Raw genomic sequence first — 19,525 nt, 5'->3', positions numbered from 1 at the left:
TCCGGTCCGCGCGGCACCGCCGACTGACCCGAAGGACGGGATCCGGCGGGCGCCGCGGCGTCCGCCGGGCCACCCTGGGGAGTGAGGAACCCGTCGACCGAGAGGTCCGTGATGACCCACCCGTACCCCGATCCGCTGCCCCCCTCGCCCATTCCGCCGCCGGTTCCGTCACCGCCGCCGGTCCCCCCGCCGAACCCGGTCCCGGTCCCGCCGGACCCCGATCCGAGCCCGGCGCCGCAGCCCGGCGGACCGGTACCGGAACCCGAGCCTCAGCCCCAGCCGGGCCCCGCCGGTCGCCGTCCGGCGTCAACGGGAAGGTGACATACGGGCCTTGGGCTTTGGCGTATCCCTTGTCACGGAGCGTGCGCCACCCCTAACTTGGACGGCTGTTGCTGTGTTCAAGGGGGGCCCATGGCCGTACGCGGACGTCACCGCCGCCACCAGCCGAGCCGGATCAACCGTGCCTCGCTCACCGTCACCGCGGGAGGCGCCGGAATGGCGCTGCCCTTCATCGGGGCAGGCACCGTTCAGGCCGCCTCGCTCGATGTCTGGGAGAAGGTCGCGTCCTGCGAGTCGACCTCCCACTGGCACATCAACACGGGCAACGGCTACTTCGGCGGTCTGCAGTTCAGCCAGTCCACCTGGGAGGCCTACGGCGGCACGCACTACGCGCCGCGCGCCGACCTCGCCTCCAAGGACCAGCAGATCGCGATCGCCGAGCGGGTCCTGAAGGGCCAGGGGCCCGGCGCCTGGCCGTCCTGCGGCCCCGGCTCGGGCCTCGCCCGGGGCGGAGACGCCCCGGACATCACCCCCCGTGCGGCGACCACGAAGGCGTCCCGCGGCGGGAACACGCCCAGCACCGCCTCCCTGCCCGGCCAGCGCGCCTTATCCGAGCGGCCGGCCAGGAACGTCGGCCCGACCGCCGTCCCCACCGTCCGCGAGATGTACACGGTGACGCCCGGCGACTCCCTGTCGAAGATCGCCCGCGACGAGCGGGTCCAGGGTGGCTGGAAGCGCCTGTACGACACGAACCGGCCCGTCGTCGGCGACGACCCCGACCTCATCCACCCCGGCCAGCGCCTGACCCTGCGCATCGCCGCCCCGAAGAAGCCCCCGACGAAGGCCCCCTCGGTCACGACGCCCCCGCCGAGGCTCTCGGGACCCGGCACCGCGCCCCGGACCCGGCCCGCCACACCGCCGACCACGAAGCCGATCGCGAAGCCGACCGCGAAGCCGGTCGCCCAGCGGCCCGTGGCGAAGCCGGTGACCAAGCCCGTCACCAAACCCGCGTCCAAGCCGGCCGTGAAGCAGGTGTCCAAGCCCGCCACGAAGCCCGTGGCGAAGCAGACGTCCAAGCCCGCCACGAAGCCCGTGGCGAAGCAGACGTCCAAGCCCGCCGCGAAGCCCGCGTCCACGCCCAGGACGAAGCCCGCTCCCCGGCCCGCCTCCACGCCGCGGCCGCCCGCCGCGGCGGAGGACCGCTACTCCGCCCCCGTCTCCGCCGACATCGGCACCCGCTACGGCAAGCCCGGTTCCTCCTGGTCCAGCGGCTACCACACCGGCGTCGACTTCCCCGTGCCCACCGGCACCTCCGTCAAGGCCGTGGCGGGGGGACGGATCGTCTCCGCCGGGTGGGGAGGCGCGTACGGCTACCAGATCGTCCTCCGCCACGACGACGGCCGCTACAGCCAGTACGCCCACCTCTCCGCGCTCGCCGTCCGCGAAGGCCAGCGGGTCACCGCCGGCCAGCGCATCGGCCGCTCAGGATCGACCGGCAACAGCTCGGGACCGCACCTGCACTTCGAGGTACGGACGGGTCCCGGGTACGGCTCCGACATCGACCCCCTGGCCTACCTCAGGGCGCGCGGGGTCTCCCTCTGACCCCGCCGCTGGTCCGGAGTCCGGTGCACGCCCCCGACCCGACGCCGGGAGTGACTCGGCCGGCACCGTCATCCGGTCCAGCGTGAGCTGGATCAGGCCGCCCGCGGCCACCGCGCCGCTGATCAGCGCGGCGACGGTGCCCGCCGTGCCGTAGCGGAAGCTCTCGCCGAACAGGGTCAGGCCCACGGCCGCGGCGACCACCGGGTTGACCACCGTGACGGTGGCCAGCGGGGCCGCGAGCCCCGCGCCCCGGTACGAGGCCTGCGACAGGAGCAGCCCGGTCACGGCGAGCGCCGAGAGCACGAGGAGCGCGGTCCATTCGGCGAGCGGCGCGCCGGGCGTCCACTCCTCCGCCACCGACTTCGTGAAGACCGAGGCGATACCGAAGGCGACACCCGCGGCGGCGGCCAGGACGACGCTGCGCAGCACCGACCTGCCCACCAGGTGCGCGGCCGCGAACAGCGCGGCCACCACCCCGAAGGTGCAGCCCGCGAGCAGCCACCGGTCGCCGTCGGCCAGGGACCGCGCCTCGGCACCGCTCGTGAGGCTGAGCAGCCCGGCCAGACCCACCGTGGCCATCACGGCGCCGCGCCAGGCCCGCGATCCGGCCTTGCGGCCGACGAACAGCGCGGCCATGGGCAGCGCGAACACGATCGTGAGCGCACCCAGCGGCTGGACCAGGCTGAGCGGTCCGTACGCGAGGGCCGCGACGTGCAGGGTCGCGCCGACGCCGTTGAGCAGGACGGACCCCCACCAGGCCGGGCTGCGCAGCGGCGCGTAGCGCGGACCTGCGGCGGAGGCCGCGACCCGCTCCTGCACGATCGCCGCGGCCGCGTAGGCGACCGCCGAGACCAGGGCCAGGAGGACGGACAGCAGGAGGGGACTCATACCTTCCACGATCTCTCTTCCCGGCCGATCGCGTCGTCGTACCAGGGGACGTCTTCGCGGGTACACCTGTCGCAGTACGTGGGCCCGACGTACGCCTGGAGATGTACACCCGTGCAGGTCAGAACGGGTGCAAAGCGACTTTTTCGAGCAGTGTCGAAGAGCCGCGCGGAGCGGTTACGGTGGTCGGAATTCGTGCCCGGAAGACCTCGGCACGCGACCGTGACCGGAATCGGGGGGAGCTCGGGTGGATCTTGTGGAGAGCGGGTCGGTGGGCGGATTCTTCGCCCTGCGCACCAGTGCGCCGGAGACCGGCGGAGCGCACCGCCCGCTCGCGCGCCTGTACGCGGGCGACGACGGCCCCCTCCACGCGCGCGTGGACCGGGTCGCCGACCGGCTCGGCGCCCCCGAGCGGCGCGTCGGGGCATCCGTCGCCCACCTCGGGCTCGCCGCCCGGCTCTGGTCCACCGCCCTCGGGCCCGCCGCCCTGCACGGCCGCTTCCCCGCCCTCGACCCCGCAGAGCTGTACTGGGACGGGGCCCTCACCTCACCCGACGACCTGTGGTGGGCCGGTTCCGACACCCGCCCCGCGACCGTCGACGAGATCCGCGCGGCCGTCCAGGAGGCCCACCTCGTGCCGCTCCACGCGGCACTCCGCCGCGACGGGCACATCTCCCCGCGCCTGCTCTGGGGCAACGCGGGCTCCGCCCTGGCCGGCGCCCTGCGCGAGCTGACCCGCTGGGCGCACGCCCACGGCCGCCCCGAGGCCGCCGCACGGGCCGCCGACCTGGTCTCCGGACTCCTCGACCACCCTGACCTCGCCGGTACGGTCCGCGGCCCCCGGCTGCGCCGCGTCAGCTGCTGTCTCTACTACCGCTGCCCCGGCGCGGGCCTGTGCGGCGACTGTGTCTTCGACCACGCCCCCCGAACGGGTTTGGAGGGGCGGCCCCCCGCTCCGTAAAGTTGCCGGGGTTGCCGTCTTGCGAGCCCACGGACGGTGACAGCCCACGAACGGTGACGTACGAGCGAACGAGGAACCCGAAGGCCATGACGGTGACCGAAGAAAACCAGGACTACGGGCCGGGTATCGACCCCGATCGCCTGGCCGTCTGCCTCGGCGTCCTCGACGAGCTCGACAAGCTCGACGTCGACCACCCGGACGCCATCCGCGTCCGGCGCGCCACCGCCGGGATCTACCGGACCGTGAAGCAGCGCCGCCGCCAGGAGCGCCGGGCGTTCAAGACCGCCAACGACAAGGCGGTCACCGAGGCCACGGCCACCGGCTCCGCGCAGCGCATCGACGACGAGACCGAGGGCATCCTGCCCTCCTCCGTCACCGAGGAAGGCCGGATCGCGGGGATACTCCAGCGTCCGCGCTCCTGCTACATCTGCAAGACGCGGTTCGTCGAGGTCGACTACTTCTACCACCAGCTCTGCCAGCAGTGCGCCGCCGAGAACCGGGCCAGGCGCGAGGCCCGCGCCGACCTCACCGGCAAGCGCGCCCTGCTCACCGGCGGCCGGGCCAAGATCGGCATGTACATCGCGCTCCGGCTGCTGCGCGACGGCGCCCACACCACCATCACCACCCGCTTCCCCAAGGACGCCATCCGCCGCTTCAAGGCGATGGACGACTCGGCGGACTGGATGCACCGCCTCGAGGTCGTCGGCATCGACCTGCGCGACCCGGCCCAGGCCGTGGCGCTCGCCGACCAGATGACCGAGGCCGGGCCGCTGGACATCCTCATCAACAACGCGACGCAGACCGTGCGCCGGCTGCCGTCCGCGTACGCCGCCCTGGTCGAGGGCGAGAACGCCGCGCTGCCGGCCGGCGAGCTGCCCGCCCACCACGTGATCGGCGCCTTCAACTCCGGCGCTGTCGGCGAGCTCGTCGGATCGTCCGAGCTTCCCGCCGGCGTGCGCGACCTGGAGGCCCAGCAGGTCGCCGACCTCGCGCTCGTCGCGGGCAACGCGACCATCGCCAAGCACCTCGACGGCACCGCCATCGACGCGGGCGGCCTGGTGCCGGACGTCGTCGACTCCAACACCTGGGTGCAGAGCATCGAGCAGATCTCCCCGGTGGAGCTCCTCGAGACCCAGCTGTGCAACTACACGGCGCCGTTCATCCTCATCAGCAAGCTGCGCCCGGTGATGGCCGAGGCGGCGAAGAAGGCCGCCAGCGGACGTTCGTACGTCGTGAACGTCTCCGCCATGGAGGGCGTCTTCAGCCGCGGCTACAAGGGCGCGGGCCACCCGAACACCAACGCCGCCAAGGCCGCGATGAACATGGTGACGAGGACCAGCGGCGAGGAGATGTTCAAGACCGACGGCATCCTCATGACCTCGGTCGACACCGGCTGGATCACCGACGAGCGTCCGCACTTCGACAAGCTGCGCCTCGCCGAGGCCGGCTTCCACGCCCCGCTCGACCTGGTCGACGGCGCGGCCCGTGTCTACGACCCGATCGTGCGCGGCGAGGACGGCGTGGACCTCTACGGCTGCTTCCTGAAGGACTACGCCCCCGCGAACTGGTAGAAACCGTCCGCGGCAGGCCGCACAAGCGATTCCCGCTGTTTCGGCAAGAGCGCCTCACCGGCCAGGTGGGGCGCTCTTTCGGCTTGGTTCACCCGATTGCGTCACACTTCGGAGCCCGGTAGAGCGCAGGCGCGCTCATTTGGTTACTGTGATGTCCACGGTCGGCCACCGAGGAGACACACCGTCCTCACGGCCTTCCAGGGACAGGCCTGCCACCAAGGCCGCGGTCCCGCCCGACAACGGCGCCACCGCGACCGACCGGCATCTGTCCTACAGGTACGCGACACAGAGGAGTGCGCGGTGACACCAGAACTGACGAAGCAGGAACCGCGACCGGCCGAACCCAACGACCGGACGCGCAGGAACGGCGAGCTGGGGAGCCTCGACGTGTGGGCCCACGCGGCCCCGATCCGGCTCGCGGGATACGAGGACGACCTCGCCGAGCCCCACATCCTGCCCAGCATCGACTGATCCCCCGCTTCACCCCCGGTGTCCCCGGCCGTTCGCGGCCCGGGGGCACCGGTGCGTTCAACGGGGCCCGCGCGCCGGTTCCCGCAGCCGGGTCGGCGGCAGGTACTCGCGTACGAGCCTCCGGTGCCACCAGGCCCCGGTCGCGCGCAGCTCGCGCCAGGTCGTGTACCGGTACCGGTAGAGCCGGGCGCGGACGAACGTCGGTGGCGCGTCGGGGAACGGGTTGTGGGCGAGCAGCCGCAGGGTGTCCCGGTCGCCGTCGAGCAGCCGCTCGACGAACGGGCCGAACCAGTCGCGCGCGTACCCCGGGCTGAGGGCCGCGAACCACATCAGCCAGTCGAGCCGCAGATGGTACGGGGCGAACTGCCGGGGCAGCCGGCGCGGATCACCGGGCTTGCCCTTGAAACCGTACTCCCGCCACACCGTGCCCGCGTGCGGCACCGGGTCGTCGGTGCCCTCGACGACGATCTCGTCCCGGATCCGCCCGACCGTGCCGAACGCTCCGTACGTGTTGACCAGGTGGTACGGGTCGTACGAGCGGTTCATCGCCTGGTTCCGGGAGAGCAGGTTGCGCACCGGTCGGTAGCTCCGTACCAGGACGAACGCGGTGACCGCGACGACCAGGACCACGTACCAGAGCGGCGGATCGGGCCGGGGGTGCTCGCCGGTCACCGGGGAGGCGTCCACGACGGAGAGGGCGAGCACGATGGTGATCCAGTTCAGCCAGGCGAAGTTGCCGGAGAGCACCAGCCACAACTGGGTCGCGATCATGAGACCGGCCGCGATCGTGGCCACCGGCTGCGGGGTGAACAGCAGGAACGGCACGACGAGCTGGACGACGTGGTTGGCCGCCACCTCCACCCGGTGCAGCGGGCGCGGGAGGTGGTGGAAGAACCAGCTCAGCGGACCGGGCATCGGCTGGGTCTCGTGATGGTGGTAGAGGCAGGTCAGATTGCGCCAGCACGGGTCGCCGCGGATCTTGATGAGCCCGGCGCCGAACTCGACCCGGAAGAGCAGCCAGCGCAGCAGGAACAGCACGAGGACGGGCGGCCCCGTGTCGTCGTTGCCGAGGAAGACCGCCAGGAACCCGGTCTCCAGGAGCAGCGACTCCCAGCCGAAGGCGTACCAGGTCTGCCCCACGTTCACGATCGACAGGTACAGCGCCCAGAGGACCAGCCACAGCAGCATCGACACCGGCAGCGGCGCCGCGTCCCCGGCGCCCGCGAGCAGCGCGAGGGCGAGCGCGGCGCCGGACCAGGCGACGGCCGCGAAGAGGCGGTCGGAGTAGCGCCAGTGGAAGAGCGACGGGGTGTGCCGCGGCCGGGTCCTGCGCACGTACTCCGGTACGGGGAGCATGCCGCGCTCCCCGATCAGCGCCCGGAACTGCAGGGCCGCCGACAGGAACGCCACGCAGTACAGCCCGGCGAGGCCCCGCTGGAAGACGATCCGGCTCAGCCAGTGGTCGGGTGCGGTGAACCACTCCATCGCTTCCAGTATCGGCCCGGGATCACGTCCTGACGAGGCGCCGCAGCGTCCGGCCCAGCTGACGCGCGTAGGCCCGCTGGAGGAGCGGGATCACGGGGCCGCCGAGCCGGGTGTACCAGGCGGCGGGGCGGCTGAACGCGGTGACCGCGAACCGGACCGTGCCGTCGGGGTCGTGGTGGACCATGAAGGACTCCTCGCCGCACTCCGGATGCCCGGTGAGGGTTCCGTAGGCGAAACCGATCCGCTGTTCCTCGTACGCCGTCCAGATCACCGAGCAGGGGGCTCCGAGCCGCAGCGGGCCGAGGCCCGCCGATATCTCGACGGTCACGCCGGGGGCGGCACGGTCGGAGTCGGCGAGGAGGCGTGCCCCGGTGGCGCGGTGCATCCGCCAGGTGGTGACGGCGGCTCCGGCGGCCTCGAAGGCGGCCCGGCCGTGGCCGACGACCGCGCTGTGCCGCAGGTGGTGGTAGCCCTCGGGGAGGGCGGCCGGGGTGCGGGTGGCGGCGACCTCGCGGTAGCTGAGGGTCGGGCGGGGGCGGTCGGGCCGGGACAGGCTGCTCATGAGGCGGGTCATGCCGGAAGCTCCGTTCGCGGGTGGGCTGTGGGATGGGTGAGGTTCGTGGGAGTCGCGAGGTGGTCCGGCGTCGGGTGCGACGCCGGATGGTCCGAGCGGAGGCGCCGGTGGGCGAGCAGCGCGCAGACCGCGAAGCCCAGGGCGTTGCCCAGACCGTGGGTCGCGGCCGTCCAGGTCAGATCGAGGTGCGGAAGGCCGGTCGCCTCGCCCAGTGCCCAGCTCAGCGCGAGCAGCATGGTGACGAAGAGGACCAGGGCCGATACGGCGAGCAGCCCCCGGGTGAGGCGGTCGGCCGCCAGGGTGCGGCGTTCGCGCAGGGTCAGGACCGCGACCGCCGTCATGCCGGCCGTCAGGACGACGGCGCCGAGCAGCTCGGCCCAGTCGTCGACGAAGTAGCCGAGCAGCACGAGCAGGGTGCCCGCCGGGACGCTGAGCGCGGCGAAACGGGCGGTGGGGCCGTCGGAGACGCGGCAGAGGAGACCGGCGACGAGGGCGGCGGCGAAGCCCGCGAAGTGGAAGTGCGGGACGGTCAGCGCCAGGATGTCCAGGTCGAAGCCGAAGAGCGGGTACGAGGCCCGCTCCGCGACCAGGGCGAGGCCGGCGACGGATGGCGCGACCAGGGCGGTGAGGACCGCGACCTCGCCGGGCGCGAGGGAGCGGGTCAGGATCAGCCGGGCCGGGGCCTGGAGCGCGAGGGCCAGCGTGGCGAGGGCGTAGACGGCGGCGAGCGCGGTCGAGAGCCCGGAGCGGGGCAGCCACAGGGCGAGCGCGCCGGGGACGGCGAACAGCGGCCAGGCGCGCCGGAGCGCCTCCCGGCCCGGTGGTCGGGGGCCGTCGAGGAGCGCGAGCCCCGTCGGGATCGCCCAGAACATGCCGATCGTGACGACCGTGCCCACCAGGACCGACAGTGCGGTCATTGCGCATCCCCCCACTTGAACGTGTTCAACTGGCGTGTCCGAGCGTAGAGGCTTTCTTGAACGTGTTCAAGTGCGGGTGGTGACACGGTCGGCGGCCCTCCGCTTGCGGGGCCCCGCGCACTGCGACAGACATGAAGGACTGGCCGGAACCGGGCGCCGTGGCCCGGGGGAGAGAAAGCGGGAGAACCAGGTGCGCTCACCCCTCTGCCGGACGCGGCGAACCCCCACCGCTCCGGGCGCGACCCACCCGACCGCACTCGACCCGACCGCTCCCCGCGCGACCGACCGGACCGCCCCCCGAGCCGCCCCGGCGGCGGATCACCGCGCGCCCCGCCCCACGGCTCCCCGCGCGACCCCCCGCGCCGCCGTCGCCCGCTCCGCGCTCGCGGCGCTCGCCGCCTCGCTCCTCCTCGCGGGGTGCAGCTCCGTCTGGGAGGGGTCCCGGGGCGGCGCCCAGCCCGCCGCGGCCGGTTCGACGCAGGACGTCCTCCTCCAGCCGCTCGCCGCCCAGGGTCCCGACCCCTTCACCGAGTCCTCGGCCCGTGCCACCGCACGGGGGTCCTCCCCGGCCCGGGGCCCGGACAGCGGCGGCCCGCAGGTCCGCGAGGTCACCGGCTCCACCCCCGGCCTCTACGGCGGCACGCGCGCGGAGGGCAGCTGCGACGTCGAGCGGCAGGTCGCGTCCCTCTCCGCCGACCAGGACAGGACCCGCGCCTTCGCCGAGGCCGCCGGAATCCCCGACGCCAACCTCCCGGACTGGCTGCGCGGGCTGACCCCGGTCGTCCTGCGCTCGGACACCCGGGTCACCAACCACGGCTACCGCGAGGGCAAGGCCAAAGCCTTCCAGTCCGTCCTCCAGACCGGTACGGCGGTCCTCGTCGACCAGTACGGCTCCCCGCGCGTCCGCTGCGCCTGCGGCAACCCGCTCCGCACCCCGGCCGCGGTCCGGGACGGCATCCACCAGGGCGAACCCTGGGACGGCTTCGACCCCGACCGTGTGATCGTCGTCCGGCCGACCACCACCGTGGTCACCAGCCTGGTCATCGTCAACAACGCCGACCGCAGCTGGATCGAGCGGGCCACCGGCAGCGACGGGGCCGAGGACCGCAAGCCCGCCGTGGAACCCGACTGCGACCCGGACGCGTGCGCCCTCGCCGACGCGACGCCCGACGGCGCCACACCCGACCGCCGTACGTCCCCCGGCCCCGCCACCCCGGACGATCCCTCCCGGCCCGTCCCGCCCGCTCCGGTCCCCCCGGCCCCGGAGAACCCGCTGCCCGACGCCTCCGGGACCGGTGGCACCGACCCGGGCCCGGTCGACCCCGACCCGTACCCCGTGCCCGACGCTGATCCGTACCAGGACCCGAACACCGACCCGCGCGTGCAGCCGGACCCCGCCGACCCGTACGCGGAGCCCCCGGGCGAGCAGACCGTCCCGGACGGCGAACTTCCGCCGGAGGAGCTCTTCCCCGCCCGACCCGTCCCGGATCAGCCCGAGACCTTCGAGGGATGAAACGGATCTTCATGGTGCGCACGGGCGGGGCTGCGCCTAGCGTGGCCCCATGAACGCGGGCAACGGGGGAGGGGATGCGGTCGAGCGGCTCAGCCGCGCCCTGGAGGGAACGGGCGGCGGGACGGCACGGATCCTGGCCGCATTCGGTACGGCCTTCCGGATGGGCGGTTTCGACTGGGATCTCGTCAACGGCACGATGATCATGGACGAGGCCGCCCTCGACGTCTTCGACATGGACCGCGCGGACTACGACGACCGCCCCGACTCGCTCGGCTCGCGGGTGCTGCCGGACGAGGCCCGTCGCCTCGACACCCTGGTCGCGCAGGCGCTCAAGGACGGCAGCGCGGAGTACGGCGCGTACTTCCGCATCCGCCGCCGCGACGGCGGGCACCAGTGGACCCACACCCAGGGAATCGTCCACCGCGACGACAGCGGCCGCCCGGTCCGCATCGTCGGTGTCGTCCGGGACGCCACCCATGAACTCACCGAGTCCGCCGCCCGGCTCGGCCTCGACGAGGGGCGGCGCCGGCGCGCCGGGGTCGTCGAGGGCACCACGGCCGCCCTCGCCTACGCGCGGACCGTGCAGGACGTCATCGACCTGCTCAACGACTCCCACGCGCTGGAACACTTCGGCGCCGCGAGCCTCGTCATGGGCCTCCTCGACGCCGGCCGCATCCAACTGGTCGCCGAGGGCCCCGACGGCGCCTTCGTGCCGGGCACCCGGTTCACCCGGGTGGACGAGCCGTACCCGATGAGCGAGGTGATCCGCACCCTGCGGCCGCGGTTCATCGAGTCGCCCCGGGACTTCGCCGACTCCTTCCCGGTGCTCTGGCCGCACATCAGCGGACTCGGCATCACCGCCGCCGTCTATCTGCCGCTCATCGCGCAGGCCCGGCCCATCGGCGCGCTCGGACTCCTCTACAGCGACAAGACCGGCTTCAGCGAGGACGAGCGGACCCTGCTCGTCGCCCTCGGCAGCAGCATCGCCCAGAGCCTCCAGCGGGCCATGCTGTACGAGCAGGAGCACGACCTCGCCGAGGGGCTCCAGCAGGCGATGCTGCCCCGCCGGATCCCCGACGTGCCGGGCGCCCAGACGGCCGTCCGCTACCGTTCGGCCCGCCTCGGCCGGGACATCGGCGGCGACTGGTACGACATCATCGCGCTCCCCGGCGGGCGGGTCGGCGCCGTCATCGGGGACGTACAGGGTCACGACACCCACGCGGCGGCCGTCATGGGCCAGCTGCGGATCGTGCTGCGCGCGTACGCCGCCGAAGGGCACACCCCCGCCACGGTGATGGCCCGCGCCTCCGTCTTCCTCCACGAACTCGACACCGAACGCTTCGCCACCTGCACGTACGCCGAGGTCGACCTCGGCACGGGAGTCGTCCAGGTGGTGCGCGCCGGCCATGTCGACCCGCTGATCCGGGAGATGGACGGGCGCTGCCGCAGGATCCCGGTAGAGGGCGGACTGCCGCTCGGGCTCTCCGCCGAGTTCGGCCGGCTCGACTACCCGGTGACCACGCTGGAACTGGACCCCGGGCAGACGCTGATGCTCTACACCGACGGTCTGGTCGAGAAGCCGGGATCCGATCTCGACGAGGGCCTCCAGTGGCTCTCCGCCCTCGTCCGGCGCGGGCCCGCCGACCTCCAGGAGCTCGCCGACCACCTGTGCGACGTGGTCGCCGACCGGGGCGGCGAGGACGACGTCGCGATCCTGCTCCTGCGCCGCCAGACCGCGACCGCCGCTCACGGCGCCGGCCGGTTCCAGCAGCACGTGGCCCAGAACGACCCCGAGGCGCTGAGCTCGGCCCGGCACATGATCAGGGCCGCCGTCCAGGCCTGGGGCGCCGAGGAACGGGCCGACGAGATCGAGCTGGTCGCCGACGAGCTGATGACCAACGCGCTGATGCACACCGACGGCGGGGCCATCGTGACCCTGCGGATCCTCGGCGGGGCCGAACGGCGGCTCCGGGTGGAGGTCGAGGACCGCTCCAGCGCGCTGCCCCGGCGCCGTGAGGCGGGGGAGGCGGGCGTCTCCGGGCGCGGACTGCTGCTCGTCGACCAGATCTCCGACGTCTGGGGAGTGGAGTCGCGGGGGAGCGGCAAGTGCGTGTGGTGCGAATTCACCGTGCAGAACTGAGCCCGTCACAGAAAGGTGCGACTGTTAACAGAAGAGCACGACAGTTAACAGTGCGTGCATCGATCATCCTTGACCGTAACTGTCGGTACGCGATTGACTTCGTGCTCCCGGCTCTCCGCGCCGCATGTACGTGAGGACACCCGTGAGCAGTGAGCTACTGGCACCGCTGGACCTGGCCTTCTGGCACCTGGAATCCACCGCGCACCCCCTGCACCTCGGGGCGCTCGCCCACTTCGGCCCCACCCCCACGGACAGCGGCCAGGAGCCGCCGGACGTCCTCGGCCTGCTCGCCCGCCGCGCCGCCGCCGTCCCCCGGCTCCGGATGCGCGTCCGCGACGTCCTGCTCCCCGTCGGCGGCGCCGCCTGGAGCGCCGACCCCGACTTCGACGTACGCCGGCACGTCCACGAGATCGCCCTCCCCGGCGCCGACTTCCCCGCCGAGGCCACCCGCCTCGCCGCCGAACTCATGGAACGGCCCGTCGCCCGCGGCCTGCCGCCCTGGGAGATGTACCTGCTCAGCGGCGCACCCGACGGCTCCTTCGCCGTCCTCGTGAAGCTCCACCACGCCCTCGCCGACGGCATGCGCGCGGTCGCCATCGGCGCCGGCATCTTCGACGAGATCGCCGTGGGCCGCCGTACCGCCGGCCGCGCCCGCCCCGTACCCCCACGCTCCTGGCTCCCCGGACCAGGACGGCTCCTCGGCATGGCCCGCGACCGGCTCGGCGACCTCGGCCGGGCCGTCGAGGTCGGAGCCTCCGTCGTCCGCGCGAGCCGCCTCGACGGACGGCCCACCGCCGCACTCGCCGCCGAGTCCAGCGGCACCCGCCGGATCGCCACCGCCTCGCTGCCCCTCGAGCGGGTCCACCGGATTCGCCGCACCACCGGCGGCACCGCCAACGACGTCCTCCTCGCCCTCGTCGCGGGGGCCCTCCGCCGCTGGTTCGACGGGCGCGGGCCGTCCCTCCCCGGAGCCGACCTCCGGGCCCTCGTCCCCGTCTCCCGGCGCCGGCCCGGCACCCCGCCCGGCCCCGGCAACAGCCTCTCCGGCTACCTCCTCGACCTGCCCGTCACCGAGGCCGACCCGGCGGCCAGGCTGGCCGCGGTCCGGAGCGCCATGGACCGCAACAAGGCCGCGGGCCCCCTCAGGGGCGCCGGGGCCGTCGCCCTCCTCGCCGACCAACTGCCGCCGCTCGCCCACCGCTTCGGCGCCCCGTTCGCCTCCGGCGCCGCCCGGCTCCTCTTCGACCTCCTGGTCACCCAGGTGCCGCTGCCCCGCTCGGCGCTCTCCCTCGGCGGGGCGCCGCTGCGCGCGCTCTTCCCGATGGCCCCGCTGGCCCGCGGCCAGTCCCTCGCCGTCGCCATGTCCCCGTACGGCGGCCAGGTCCACATCGGTCTGGTCGCCGACGGCGAGGCCGTCCCCGACCTCGACGCGCTGGCCGACGCCCTGACGGCCGAACTCGACCTCCTGGACCCGCCGGAGACGCCGTAGCCCTGCGGTCTACGCGGTACAGGTCGTGCCGGGGCGAACCTTCGTGAGGCGGATCAGGTACTCCTCGACCTTCTTGTCGACGCAGGGGTTGCGGCCGTACCCGGTGTGGCCGGGGGCTTCGAAGGACAGCAGCATGCCGCCGGGGAACTGGCCCGCCAGGCTCACCGCCTCGGCGTACGGCGTCGCCGGGTCGCCGGCCGTGCCGACGACCAGGACCGGCGGGACACCCGCGGCCTTCACCCGGTGCGGGCGCTGGGGACCGGCAGGCCAGTCCTTGCAGACCAGCTCGCCCGTCACCCCGGTCGTGCCGTAGACGCCCGCCGCCTTCTCGGCGGGGCCGAGGGCGTCCCAGTAGGCCTGGGCGTCGCGCGGGTGGGGGACGTCGAGGCAGTTGATCGCGATGAGGGCGGCCTCGCTGTTGTCCTCGGGGACGGTGTCGGCGGGCCCGGTCTGCGCGGCGCCGGAGTCGGCGCCGGACTCCGCATCGGGCTCCGTCGACTCCTCCTCTCCCGCCGCCAGGGCCGCCAGCTTCGTACCGTCGCCGCCGTCCGCCGCCGCCAGGGCCTCGGACAGGGCCGCCCACTGGACCTCCGGTGTGTACATGGACAGGCTCAGCGCGGAGACCAGGGCTGCGGCGTCGAGACCGTACTCGGAATCGTCGACCGGCAGCGGCTCGCGCCGCGTCCGCTCGACGAGCCGGCCGATCAGCCCGCGTATCTCCTCGGGCGTCGCGCCGGGGCAGCCGTCACCGACCACGTCGGCGCAGGAGGCGGCGTACTCCTCGACCGCGTCCCGGAAACCGGTGGCCTGACCGAGCGCCCGCTGCCGCCAGTCGAGCGACGGATCCACCGCCCCGTCCAGGACCATCGCCCGTACGCGGCGCGGGAACTGCTCGGCGTACGAGGTGCCCAGGCTCGTGCCGTACGACCAGCCGACGTACGTCAGCCGCCGGTCGCCGAGCGCGGCCCGCAGGACGTCCAGGTCGCGGGCGGCATCGTCCGTGCCGACGTGCGCGAGCAGCGGCCCGCCGGCCCTCCGGCAGCCGTCGGCGGTGGCCCGCGCGTCCGCGAGGGCGTCGGCGCGCTCGGCGTCCGTACGGGGGTTGAGGGGAGGGACGGACGTGTCGTCGCCCGGGGAGGTGTCCGTGGATCCCGCAGGGGCGCAGGTCAGCGCCGGCTTGCTCTCCCCGACGCCGCGCGGGTCGAAGGACACGACGTCGAACCGCTCGCGCACACCGCGGCCCAACTCGTCGGCGCCGCCGTCCTTGATGAGCCGCACGCCGCGCTCGCCAGGACCCCCGGGGTTGAGAACGACGGACCCGACGCGCTTCCCGGGGACCGCGGTGGCCGCCTTCGCGACCGGCAGGACGAAGGTCTTGCCGTCGCCGGGACGCGCGTAGTCCATCGGAACGGTGAGCGAGGCGCACAGGTGGTCGCCGCACGGCTTCCAGGCGAGCTTCTGGCCGTAGAAGCGCCGCAGGCCGGGACGGTCCGCCGGATCGGCGGGCCCGGCCGACGACCTCGGCCGGCTCCCGTCCGGGCCGGACCCGGCCGTACAGGCGCCCAGGGAGGCGACGCCGAGTACGGCGAGGGCGAGAACGAGTGCCTGGCGGCGGCGGGTGGGGGCGGTGATCACGAGGTACTCCCATGGGTGGTCGGTCCAGGGAAGGATCGCGCGCGGATGCTGAGGATTTGCTGAGGCGGGGGGGAGGGGGGAGGGGGCGAGGACGGGAGCCGTCCGCGTGGTCATCCGGAGGCCGCGACCGGGACCGGACGCACCGGACCGACCCTCAGTCCGGTGTCGGCAGCCTCAGGACGAACCTCGCCCCGCCACCGTCCGTCGGCCCCGCCGTGAGCGTGCCGCCGTGGACGTGGGCGACCCAGGACGCGATCGACAGACCGAGGCCGGTCGATCCGGATCCGCTGCGGAAGCGTTCGAACAGGGCGCCGGCGACACCCGGCGGCAGGCCGGGCCCCGCGTCCTCGACCGTCAGGGTGCCGTCCCGGGTCACCGTGATCCGTACCTCCGCCGGAACGCCGGGCGCGTGGCCGTGCGCGAGCGCGTTGCCCAGCAGGTTGCCGACGGCCCGGCGGACCAGATCGGGATCGGCGACCACGACCGTGTCCTCGGTCTCGACCCGGACCTGATGGCCCTCCGCGGGCGCCTCGGCGGCCTCCTGGACGACCGCCTCCACCAACTGGTCGAGGCGCAGCGGCTGGCGCGCCACCGTGGCCGTGCCGGACATGAGGCGGGCCCGCGTCAGCAGCCCGTCGACCAGCCGGCCCATGCCCTCCGCCAGGCGCAGCGTGCGCCGGTGCACATCGGTGCTGTCCGTGTCGCCGCGCAGCGCCGTCTCCGCGAGCGTCCGCAGCGAGGCCGCCGGGGTCCGCAGATCGTGCGCCGCGTCCGCCAGGAACGCCTCCTGCCGGCCGAGCGCGGTGAGCGCCGGCCGGACCGCCCGCCCCGAAAGGGCATGCCCGACGGCCGCCGAGAGGAGTACGAGGATCGCGCAGCCGCCCGTCACCACCCACACCAGCCGCCGGTGGTCGTCGCCCTGTGCCGACGCGTCGGTCAGGGTCACCAGGACGCCCTGCGGCCCGTCGTCCTCGGCCGCCTCCGGTGGGTAGAAGGGCAGCGCGAAGACCCGTACCGGCTCTCCGTTCGTCGTACGCCGGTCGAAGCCCCGTGCCTCGCCGGCCCGCGCCGCCGCACGCCCGGCCTCCATGACCACCCCGGGACCGGCCGTCAGGCACGGCGCCGCCGGCGCGTGCTGGACGGTCAGATCGCCGGAGCGGGTCCCGCCGTCGCCGGTCCCGCCGGTCCCGGCCTCGGCCTCGGCGGTCACGAGGAGGACGGTCAGCGGTGGGCAGTCGGTGTTCACCGTGTCCGCGAGGACGTCCGTGACCGGCCGCCCGTTCTCGTCGGTCTCCAGCAGACCCAGGGCCCAGCTGGTGTCCGCCTCCATCGAGTGGTCGAGCTGCTCCCGCCAGCGCGTGCTGTCGCTGCGCACGGCCAGTACGGCCATCGCGATCAGACCAACGGCGCTGGTCAGCGCGAACAGCAGACTGATCCGACGGCGCAGCCGCCGGACCCGCTCCGTCGGCGTGAGCGTGCCAGACGACGCCGCCGAACGGCGGAAGGGAACCCGCCTCACCGCGTGCCGTCGGGCGGCGCGAGCCGGTAGCCGACCCCGCGCACGGTGTGGATCAGCGGCGGGTCCCCCAGCTTGCGGCGGAGCTGGGAGACGAGCACCTCAAGGACGTTGGACTGCGGGTCGGCCATCTCGTCCCAGCAGCTCTCGATCAGCTCGGCACGCGAGACCGCCTGGTCGGCGCGGGCCGCGAGGGCCTCGAGGACCGCGAACTCCCTGGTGGTGAGCGTGAGAACCACCCCGGCCCGGCGGACCAGCCGACGGGCGGTGTCGATCTCCAGGTCGCCGGCGCGATGCACCGGAGGACGTACGACGGCGGAGCGCCGGCACAGGCTGCGCACCCGGGCGACCAGCTCGGGCACGGCGAACGGCTTGACCAGGTAGTCGTCGCCGCCGCTCGCGAAGCCCTCCACACGGTCCGCCACCGTGTCGCGCGCGGTCAGGAAGAGGACGGGCACGGCACGGCCGTCGCGCCGCAGCCCCTCGACATAGGCGGCGGCGTCCCCGGACGGCAGCATCCGGTCGAAGACCGCGCAGTCGTACGCGGTCACGAACAGGGCCTCGTCGGCCCGGGGCAGATCGGCGGCCTCGTCGACGGCGAGCCCGGCGGCCCGCAGAGCGGCGGCCACCCCGAACCGGAGGTCTTCGTCGTCCTCGACGAGCAGTACGCGCACGTCACCCACCCTAGGCGGTGCGCCGCGCGTCCCGTCCGGCCCCCCGTGGACACGCCCCGGAGGGTGTCCGGCGAGCGGCCCCGCCACCCGTGCGGCAGGGTGGAACCATGCCCGAACTGCCCGAGGTGGAAGCGCTCCGCGCGTTCCTCGACACGCACCTGGTGGGCAAGGAGATCGCCCGCGTGCTGCCCGTCGCGATCAGCGTCCTCAAGACGTACGACCCGCCCCTGAGCGCCGTCGAGGGCGCCGAGGTCACCGCGGTCGGACGGCACGGGAAGTTCCTCGACCTCACCGCCGCGGGACCGGCCGGCGAGCTGCACCTCCTGTTCCATCTCGCCCGCGCGGGCTGGCTCCGCTGGCAGGACCCGCTGCCCTCGGGACCGCCCAAGCCGGGCAAGGGCCCGCTGGCGCTGCGGACCGCGCTCACCGGCGGCGACGGCTTCGACCTCACCGAGGCGGGCACCACCAAGCGCCTCGCCGTGTACGTGGTGCACGACCCGCAGGAGGTCCCGGGCGTCGCGCGGCTCGGACCCGACCCGCTCGCCGAGGAGTTCGGCCCCGATGAGTTCGCCGCGCTGCTCTCCGGCGAACGGCGCCAGATCAAGGGCGCCCTGCGCGACCAGAGCCTCATCGCCGGCATCGGCAACGCGTACAGCGACGAGATCCTCCACGCCGCGAAGATGTCCCCCTTCAAACCCACCCAGAACCTCGGCCCGGACGAGACCGCCGCCCTCTACACGGCGATGCGGACCACCCTCCACGAGGCCGTCGACCGCTCCCACGGTCTCGCCGCCGGGAAGCTCAAGGCCGAGAAGAGGAGCGGCATGCGCGTCCACGGCCGCACCGGCGAAGCCTGCCCCGTGTGCGGCGACACCATCCGCGAGGTCTCCTTCAGCGACTCCTCCCTCCAGTACTGCCCCACCTGCCAGACCGGCGGGAAGCCCCTCGCCGACCGCCGCCTGTCCAAGCTCCTCAAGTAGCCCGACGCCGCGGAGGCGCTCGCGGCCGCCCGTTACACTCCGCCGCATGCTGCGCGTACTGGCCGTCGACGACGAGGAACCCGCCCTCGGGGAGCTGCTCTATCTGCTGCGCGCCGACCCCCGTGTGCGCTCCGCCGAGGGCGCGGGTGACGCCACCGCCGCCCTCCGCAGGATCGGGCGTGCCCTGGAGACCGGGCCGGACGGCGACGACGCCGTCGACGTCGTCTTCCTCGACATCCACATGCCCGGCCTCACCGGACTCGACGTGGCCCGCCTGCTCGCCGGCTTCGCCCGCCCGCCGCTCGTCGTCTTCGTCACCGCCCACGAGGGCTTCGCGCTCCAGGCCTTCGACCTGAAGGCGGTCGACTACGTCCTGAAGCCCGTCCGCCGCGAGCGCCTCGCCGAGGCCGTCCGCCGCGTCCACGACCTCGTGCACGCCACCGCCGCCCCGGCCCCGGCGGGGCCCACCGCGCCCGCCGTGCCCGAGCAGATCCCCGTCGAGCTCGGCGGGATCACCCGGTTCGTCTCCGTCGACGACATCGTGTACGTCGAGGCCCACGGCGACTACGCCCGCCTCCACACCGACCACGGCAGCCACCTCGTCCGCATCCCGCTCTCCACCCTCGAGGAGCGGTGGGCGGCCCGCGGCTTCGTCCGCATCCACCGCAGCCATCTCGTGGCGCTCGCCCGGATCGACGAGCTCCGCCTCGACGGCGGCGCCACCTCCGTACGGGTCGGCGACACCGACCTGGCGGTCAGCCGGCGGCACGCCCGCCCCCTGCGCGACCTGCTGATGCGCCGCGCCGCGGGCTGAGCCGACCTGCGCCGCCCCT

General features: G+C 74.1%; 16 protein-coding genes. 9 read left to right on the top strand and 7 right to left on the bottom strand.

From position 1 onward, the window contains the following. Positions 1 to 411: 411 nt before the first annotated feature. Positions 412 to 1,881, top strand: a complete 1,470-nt coding sequence (locus E0F75_RS05375) for a transglycosylase family protein (protein WP_187621302.1) — start codon at positions 412 to 414, stop codon at positions 1,879 to 1,881. Here the strand turns inward: E0F75_RS05375 and E0F75_RS05370 are convergent. Next, positions 1,762 to 2,769, bottom strand: coding sequence for a DMT family transporter (locus E0F75_RS05370; protein ID WP_194480122.1), 1,008 nt, complete (start codon positions 2,767 to 2,769; stop codon positions 1,762 to 1,764). The two genes, E0F75_RS05375 and E0F75_RS05370, sit on opposite strands and share 120 nt — an antisense overlap. Positions 2,770 to 3,013: 244 nt before the next feature. Here E0F75_RS05370 and E0F75_RS05365 point away from each other — a divergent pair, with 244 nt between their 5' ends. The 3 genes from E0F75_RS05365 (at position 3,014) to E0F75_RS05355 (ending at position 5,769) form a co-directional block, all read left to right on the top strand. Next, a complete protein-coding gene (locus E0F75_RS05365; protein ID WP_187621300.1) occupies positions 3,014 to 3,727 on the top strand; it encodes a (2Fe-2S)-binding protein in 714 nt (237 codons plus the stop codon). A gap of 86 nt (positions 3,728 to 3,813) precedes the next feature. Next, on the top strand, positions 3,814 to 5,298 hold the full coding sequence (locus tag E0F75_RS05360) for an SDR family NAD(P)-dependent oxidoreductase (protein WP_187621299.1): 1,485 nt from the start codon (positions 3,814 to 3,816) through the stop codon (positions 5,296 to 5,298). A 300-nt stretch (positions 5,299 to 5,598) separates the two neighbouring features. Continuing rightward, entirely contained in the window at positions 5,599 to 5,769 is a 171-nt protein-coding gene (locus tag E0F75_RS05355) for a hypothetical protein (RefSeq protein ID WP_187621298.1), read from the top strand. Between the two features lie 57 nt (positions 5,770 to 5,826). On the opposite strand, the gene E0F75_RS05350 is transcribed toward E0F75_RS05355, so the two are convergent. From E0F75_RS05350 to E0F75_RS05340, 3 genes are read right to left on the bottom strand one after another with little or no spacing between them, the layout of a single operon-like run. Next, the gene (locus E0F75_RS05350; RefSeq protein ID WP_187621297.1) at positions 5,827 to 7,254 is read right to left on the bottom strand and encodes a lipase maturation factor family protein; all 1,428 of its coding nucleotides are present in this window, start codon (positions 7,252 to 7,254) and stop codon (positions 5,827 to 5,829) included. 22 nt (positions 7,255 to 7,276) lie between these two features. Continuing rightward, a complete protein-coding gene (locus E0F75_RS05345) occupies positions 7,277 to 7,828 on the bottom strand; it encodes a DUF1990 family protein (RefSeq protein ID WP_187621296.1) in 552 nt (183 codons plus the stop codon). Beyond that, positions 7,825 to 8,736, bottom strand: coding sequence for a YndJ family protein (locus tag E0F75_RS05340; RefSeq protein WP_229312561.1), 912 nt, complete (start codon positions 8,734 to 8,736; stop codon positions 7,825 to 7,827). Before E0F75_RS05340 ends, E0F75_RS05345 begins: the two co-directional genes overlap by 4 nt. 199 nt (positions 8,737 to 8,935) lie before the next feature. On the opposite strand from E0F75_RS05340, the gene E0F75_RS05335 reads away from it, so the two are divergent. The 3 genes from E0F75_RS05335 to E0F75_RS05325 all read left to right on the top strand — a co-directional run bounded on the left by E0F75_RS05335 (position 8,936) and on the right by E0F75_RS05325 (position 13,887). Further along, positions 8,936 to 10,258 (top strand): DUF6777 domain-containing protein, encoded by a 1,323-nt coding sequence (locus E0F75_RS05335; RefSeq protein WP_229312513.1) that lies wholly within the window; start codon positions 8,936 to 8,938, stop codon positions 10,256 to 10,258. Positions 10,259 to 10,418: 160 nt separating this feature from the next. Beyond that, a complete protein-coding gene (locus E0F75_RS05330; RefSeq protein WP_229312560.1) occupies positions 10,419 to 12,398 on the top strand; it encodes a SpoIIE family protein phosphatase in 1,980 nt (659 codons plus the stop codon). Positions 12,399 to 12,540: 142 nt separating this feature from the next. Then, positions 12,541 to 13,887 carry a wax ester/triacylglycerol synthase family O-acyltransferase gene (locus E0F75_RS05325; RefSeq protein WP_187621294.1) on the top strand — a complete coding sequence of 449 codons (1,347 nt, stop codon included), beginning with the start codon at positions 12,541 to 12,543 and terminating at the stop codon, positions 13,885 to 13,887. A gap of 9 nt (positions 13,888 to 13,896) precedes the next feature. Here the strand turns inward: E0F75_RS05325 and E0F75_RS05320 are convergent, their stop codons facing one another. The 3 genes from E0F75_RS05320 to E0F75_RS05310 form a co-directional block, all read right to left on the bottom strand. Continuing rightward, positions 13,897 to 15,522 (bottom strand): alpha/beta hydrolase, encoded by a 1,626-nt coding sequence (locus E0F75_RS05320; protein ID WP_229312512.1) that lies wholly within the window; start codon positions 15,520 to 15,522, stop codon positions 13,897 to 13,899. 154 nt (positions 15,523 to 15,676) lie between these two features. Continuing rightward, on the bottom strand, positions 15,677 to 16,912 hold the full coding sequence (locus E0F75_RS05315) for a sensor histidine kinase KdpD (RefSeq protein WP_187621585.1): 1,236 nt from the start codon (positions 16,910 to 16,912) through the stop codon (positions 15,677 to 15,679). A 125-nt stretch (positions 16,913 to 17,037) separates the two neighbouring features. Beyond that, entirely contained in the window at positions 17,038 to 17,712 is a 675-nt protein-coding gene (locus E0F75_RS05310; RefSeq protein WP_187621292.1) for a response regulator transcription factor, read from the bottom strand. A gap of 107 nt (positions 17,713 to 17,819) precedes the next feature. On the opposite strand from E0F75_RS05310, the gene E0F75_RS05305 reads away from it, so the two are divergent. Next, the gene (locus E0F75_RS05305) at positions 17,820 to 18,692 is read left to right on the top strand and encodes an Fpg/Nei family DNA glycosylase (protein WP_187621291.1); all 873 of its coding nucleotides are present in this window, start codon (positions 17,820 to 17,822) and stop codon (positions 18,690 to 18,692) included. A gap of 46 nt (positions 18,693 to 18,738) precedes the next feature. Next, the gene (locus tag E0F75_RS05300) at positions 18,739 to 19,506 is read left to right on the top strand and encodes a LytTR family DNA-binding domain-containing protein (RefSeq protein ID WP_187621290.1); all 768 of its coding nucleotides are present in this window, start codon (positions 18,739 to 18,741) and stop codon (positions 19,504 to 19,506) included. Positions 19,507 to 19,525: the final 19 nt, after the last annotated feature.

Source organism: Streptomyces sp. CB02980, assembly GCF_014451325.2.
Taxonomy (GTDB): Bacteria; Actinomycetota; Actinomycetes; order Streptomycetales; family Streptomycetaceae; genus Streptomyces.
This window is presented reverse-complemented; position numbering and strand designations above follow the sequence as displayed.